This is a genomic window from Sphingopyxis sp., from assembly GCF_035250425.1.
Lineage (GTDB): Bacteria > Pseudomonadota > Alphaproteobacteria > Sphingomonadales > Sphingomonadaceae > Sphingopyxis.
On the sequence record NZ_DATFFD010000187.1, the window covers coordinates 1 to 5,061 of the forward strand.

General features: G+C 64.0%; 7 protein-coding genes. 1 reads left to right on the forward strand and 6 read right to left on the reverse strand.

All coding sequences use genetic code 11. The annotated features are described in order from the left end of the window. The coding region (locus VJ811_RS11250; RefSeq protein WP_324072362.1) for a PTS transporter subunit EIIC at positions 1 to 1,245 on the forward strand (1,245 nt) is incomplete at its 5' end. 33 nt (positions 1,246 to 1,278) lie between these two features. Here VJ811_RS11250 and VJ811_RS11255 read toward each other — a convergent pair. The 6 genes from VJ811_RS11255 to trbG all read right to left on the reverse strand — a co-directional run. Then, positions 1,279 to 1,599, reverse strand: coding sequence for a multidrug efflux SMR transporter (locus VJ811_RS11255; RefSeq protein WP_324072363.1), 321 nt, complete (start codon positions 1,597 to 1,599; stop codon positions 1,279 to 1,281). A gap of 436 nt (positions 1,600 to 2,035) precedes the next feature. Next, positions 2,036 to 2,455: a hypothetical protein gene (locus tag VJ811_RS11260; RefSeq protein ID WP_324072364.1), complete on the reverse strand. Its 420-nt coding sequence runs from the start codon at positions 2,453 to 2,455 to the stop codon at positions 2,036 to 2,038. A 260-nt stretch (positions 2,456 to 2,715) separates the two neighbouring features. After that, positions 2,716 to 2,934: a helix-turn-helix transcriptional regulator gene (locus tag VJ811_RS11265; protein WP_324072365.1), complete on the reverse strand. Its 219-nt coding sequence runs from the start codon at positions 2,932 to 2,934 to the stop codon at positions 2,716 to 2,718. A 2-nt stretch (positions 2,935 to 2,936) separates the two neighbouring features. After that, entirely contained in the window at positions 2,937 to 3,149 is a 213-nt protein-coding gene (locus tag VJ811_RS11270) for a DUF2274 domain-containing protein (protein ID WP_324072366.1), read from the reverse strand. Then, complete coding sequence (locus VJ811_RS11275; protein ID WP_324072367.1) at positions 3,142 to 4,359, reverse strand: TrbI/VirB10 family protein; 1,218 nt, start codon at positions 4,357 to 4,359, stop codon at positions 3,142 to 3,144. Before VJ811_RS11275 ends, VJ811_RS11270 begins: the two co-directional genes overlap by 8 nt. After that, on the reverse strand, positions 4,356 to 5,061 hold a 706-nt coding region (trbG, locus tag VJ811_RS11280; protein WP_324072368.1), incomplete at its 5' end, for a P-type conjugative transfer protein TrbG. The genes VJ811_RS11275 and trbG, both read right to left, overlap by 4 nt.

The following is a 5,061-nucleotide window of genomic DNA, read 5'->3' on the forward strand; positions in this document are numbered from 1 at the left end:
CCCGAATATCTCGCCTTCTTCGGCGGCCGGCGTTTTGTCCCGATCGCCAGCGGGGTCGCGGGGCTGCTGCTCGCCGCCGTCATCGGCTATGGCTATGCGCATATCAGCGGCGCGATCGATAGCGCGAGCCGCACCGTGGTCGAAAGCGGCAGCGCCGGTCTCTTCGTCTATGGCGCGCTCAACCGGCTGCTGATCGTCACCGGGCTCCACCACATCATCAACAACGCCGCCTGGTTCCTCGTCGGCGATTTCGGTGGCGCGACGGGCGACCTGCGGCGCTTCTTCGCGGGCGATCCCAATGCGGGCGCGTTCATGTCGGGTTTCTTCCCGGTGATGATGTTCGGCCTGCCCGCAGCGTGCCTCGCCATGTATCACGAGGCGCGGCCCGAGCGGCGCAAGGCGGTCGGCGGCATGCTCTTCAGCCTCGCCTTCACCAGCTTTCTGACCGGCGTCACCGAGCCGATCGAGTTCACCTTCATGTTCGTCGCGCCGCTGCTCTATGCGATCCACGCGCTGCTGACGGGCGCCGCGATGGCGCTGATGAATGCGCTCGACGTCAAGCTCGGCTTCGGCTTTTCGGCAGGGCTGTTCGACTATGTGCTGAACTTCAGCCTCGCGACGCGGCCGTGGATGCTGCTGCCCATCGGCGCCGTTTATGCCGCGCTCTATTACGGCCTGTTCCGTTTCTTCATCCGCCGCTTCGACCTCGCGACGCCAGGACGCGAAAAGGGCGTGGTCGCCGAAACCGCCGCAGCATCGGCGGGCAGCGCACGCGGCGAGGCTTTTGTCGCGGCGCTCGGCGGCGCGGCCAATCTGGTCAGCGTCGATGCCTGTACCACCCGTCTGCGCCTGATCGTCGCCGACCAGCAAGCCATCGACGACGACGCACTCACCGCGCTCGGCGCACGCGGTATCATTCGCCCGTCGGAGAAGGCCGCGCAGGTCGTGCTCGGGCCGATCGCCGACCTCGTCGCCGAGGAAATCCGCGGCGCGCTGGCGTGGAGCGGCGCCGCGGCGGCGGCGACGCTCAAGCCGGTGGTGGCGGGCGGCACCGACGCCTCGGGGCTCCCCGCGGAAATTGTCGGCGCGCTCGGCGGCGATGCCAATGTCCGCACCGTCCACACGCTTCACGGCCGCTTCCGGGTCGAACTCGCCGATGCGGGGCGCGTCGACGAAGGCGAGCTCGCCCGGATCACGCGCGGGATCGTCCGCCCTCGACCCGGCATCTGTCACATTTTGCTATGATATAGGGCGGTGGGCGCCGCGTCCCGACCCGGCTCAGGCGGGCGAGGACAGCTTCATCAGCAACAGGCCGCTGACGATCAGGATCGCCGCACCGATGCGCATTGCATTCGCCTGTTCGCCGAGGATGAAGATGCCGACAAGGAACGCCCCGACCGCACCGATCCCGGTCCAGATCGTGTAAGCGGTGCCGAGCGGCAGCGACTTCATCGACAGCGACAGCAAGGCGAAGCTTATAAACATCGCAACAATCGTGATGACGGTCGCGCCGGGACGCGTGAAGCCATCGGACTGCTTCATCGAATAAGCCCATATAATTTCGAAAATTCCGGCAATCGTCAGATATATCCAGGCCATGACAGCCTCCTTCAAAGGCTGCCGGGCCGTCCCGGACTTGCAAGCCCGCGTGCCCGAAGAAAGGGGACGCAGGCGAGGACGTGGCCTCTTTTTCGCGGCCTGGCAGGGGCAGCAGGACCCAACAGGCACTTGCAACTATTTGAAATATAACAGGTACAGGCCCCAAAAAGTGCGATCTACCGCAACTTCGACCGTCAATTTCATGGGCTGTAGTGGGACTTTTTGGGATGATTTCGGTGTTTTCGACCAAATGATTCTGGCATGCGACGAGCCGTTTAAACTCGTCTGAAAAAGACGTCGCTTTGTGGAGTCGGCGCTCCAAATCGCTGCCGATGTCGTCGCGCTGAAACCAAGAAATGCCGACCCACGGCGTCAGGCGAATTTCAGCCCTTGCCCCGATTCTGCGCTATTGTGTTTCTACTGGTCCGAGGCGGGTTCAGCCGGACCGAAGTCGTGGGGGAGTTCCCGTCGACACCCAACTCGTCGGCTGCTCGGGCCCATCCTGCCAAATGCCGTCGCTCAGTTCACCGACATCGAAATCATACTCGTTATCGCGCTCCCAGAGCAGAACGAGCGTCTCGTTATTCGGGGCACTTGCGATCGGCTTGCGGTATCGGAAGTCGGGTTCGCTCATCCACCAGTCGGGCTGGGGCCCCGGACCATCGATCCATTCCCCTGCGTGCAATTGTCCGGCAGCGATCAGATAATCGAACTCCTCATCGCCCTCGCTCCAACCCAGCAGAATATGCTGGTCGTCGGGCGCCGTAGCAATTGGCTGCCACGTTGACGGCTGGTAGAGCGGCACCGACTGCCCCTCCATCATGAACCAGTCACGAAACTTTGACAGCAGGCCCATATCGATACTTCCTCCAGTAAATAGGGGTCCGCGCCGCGGATCGCGCTCCGCGGACGGGCCAGCTCAAAACACAAGATTGCGCGGTGCCGGCGGTGACGAGTTCAAGACATGCGCTCTCAGCGAAGAATGGACGCGTCGGCGCCGCAACAACAATGCCGCAGCAGGAGATGCTGAACGGCCTCGCCGTCGAGAATAGCAGGTCATGCAGTCCTCTTGAGCGCATAGCGATCCTCTCGCATCGCGGCGTCGCCGCCGCAGACTCAGTCGAGAGCTCGATAATTGACCGGGTCGGCAAACCATCGATCCACCTCGGTTTCGCGCCATCCCGAACTGTGCGAACTAATTCGAATTTGCGTTGGAAAGGTGCCGTCTGCCATCTTCCTGTAGATCGTCGAGCGCGAGAGACCGGAGCGGACGATCACGTCTGGCAGACGAAGAATCCGGTCCGGTTTATCGACAAGCATTGCCTCGATTATCATCGCTATCTCCGCCGGTTACGCATGAAGCTTCGGTCGCTCTCGAGGAAACTCTCAAGCATGGAGGGGATGAGGTCGGTGACGCTCTCCTTTGTGCCATATGCCGCCTCATAAGCGGCGGCATAGTCCGCCAGCGCCGCGTCCAGATCCGGCAAGACCTGAATCACAAGTTTCACCGGTCTCCTGTCGGGGAGTTTTGCCAGTTTGAGGTCAGGCACCGCCCCCTCCCCACGGTTTGAGTATCAGGTCCTGATGGACCACGATCCGGAGCGGCCAGCCAGGCCGAACCTTGAGCGACGGCTGCACGTCGAGGTTGCGAACGACCAGCTGATCGCCGGCGCGGGCGCCATTCTGCTGGGCAGATTCGCGGATGGCCCGCACAAGGTCGCTCTCGCTACTGCCCCATCCAAGCTCCGTGCCGACGCCGAGCAGGGTCGAAAGTACGACCCCCTTGAGCAACTGCCACGTATGGCGATCGATCCGGTCGGCAAGCCCGGCATAGCCTTCGGTGTCGCTCGCCGGGACGTTGTTGATCCGGATCGAGGAGCCGTCGGGCAGAATGATCCGCTGCCAGACGACGAGGGCGCGGCTCTGCCCGAATGCCACGACGCTGTCATAGCTCCCGATAATCCTTGCCCCTTGCGGAATGAGGAGCGTGTTCCCGGTCACGCTGTCATAGGCATTCTGGGTTACCTGTGCGGTCACGATGCCGGGCAGGTCCGAATTCAGGCCCGTGATGAGGCTTGCGGCAATGACGCTCCCGGCATGAAGGGTCCAAGGTGACGCCGGCGCGGTGAGCAGATGCGGATTCACCTGATCGCTCTCGCCGGGTCGTCCCACGAGACCATTCTTGCGCTGCTGGCCGCCCGCGTCGGCGCCGCCGGTCATTTCGCCCTTAACTGCCGCCGGAATGCTTTTCGCTTCCGCAGACTCGGGCGCAGCGGACGCCGCATTCGCTGTTTGAAGCATGACGCCCGACTGGCGCGCTGCACGGACCTCGGCCACGAGGCGCTGGCGCTCGGTTTCGGCGTCTTGCGCAGCGCGAGCCGCCGCATCTGCCTGAGAATCATCGGGTCCTGCCATCCCCGTCTCGCGCTGCTTCTCGAGAATGGGTCTCCCCAGATCTCCCGGCAGTTTCGGGCCGAGCAGCGGAACATCGCCGTAACTCAAGGGCGCGCCAGCAAGAGCGTCCGATGGCGGCTTCGCCGCAACTGCGCCGCGGTTGTCATCGAAGCCGACCGGCCCAATACCGACAGGCTTCAGCGCGAGCCAGGCTGCGCCCGCAATGATAGTAGCTCCCGCACCGGCGATCGCCACGATCGCGCCGCGCCGAAAGCGAGTTGCGCGGGCGGGACTGGCGCGCAGCACCAGCTTTTCCGGGTCGATCTTCGGCGGAGCGCCCGTGGCGGGCGGTGCGACCTCGGTCATGCGCCTGCCCTCCGGCCTGCCGGCTTCTTGCCGAGGTGGGTGATACGGACGATCTTCTGCTCCTTCGCCCCCAGCCGAAGCTCGGCGGCTGCGAACAGGCGATCGACCACATAATAGCGTCCAGCGACACGGTAGTTGACGAGTTCGGCCTCGCCCTTGTCGCCAAGGACGAAAAGCGGCGGCGCTTCGCCCGTCCCGAGATCAGCGGGAAACTCGATCCAGGTCTGGCGTCCATCGTCGAACGCCCGGAGCGGTCGCCAGGCGGGCGTGTCGCCGCTGATCCGGTAGTGGAACCGCAGCTGCTCGACGGCGATGCCGGTCGACACCGGTCTTGCCGCCTCCGCTTCCGCGCGCTGGCGTGCCAAGGCCTGCATTTCGTCCAGCGGATAGGTCCAGCGGATCGAGGTCATCGCCGTCGACACCGTGCTGGTCAGCTGGACATGATAGACGCGCCTGTCGGTGGTTATAACGAGATTGGTCGACAGCCCGGGCGCGAATGGCTTGATCAAAATATGCGTGCGGCGCCCCGCGCCGCTCCCGCTCGTCGTGTCACCCACGGTCCAGCGCACGGTGTCGCCGGCGGCGACCGAGGTCAGCGTCTCGCCGGGCTGCAACGCGATATCGCTGACGCGTCCAGGAGCTGCGAACAGCCGGAACAGCGCGCCTTCGCTATATGGATAAACCTGAACGGCATTGAGGAAT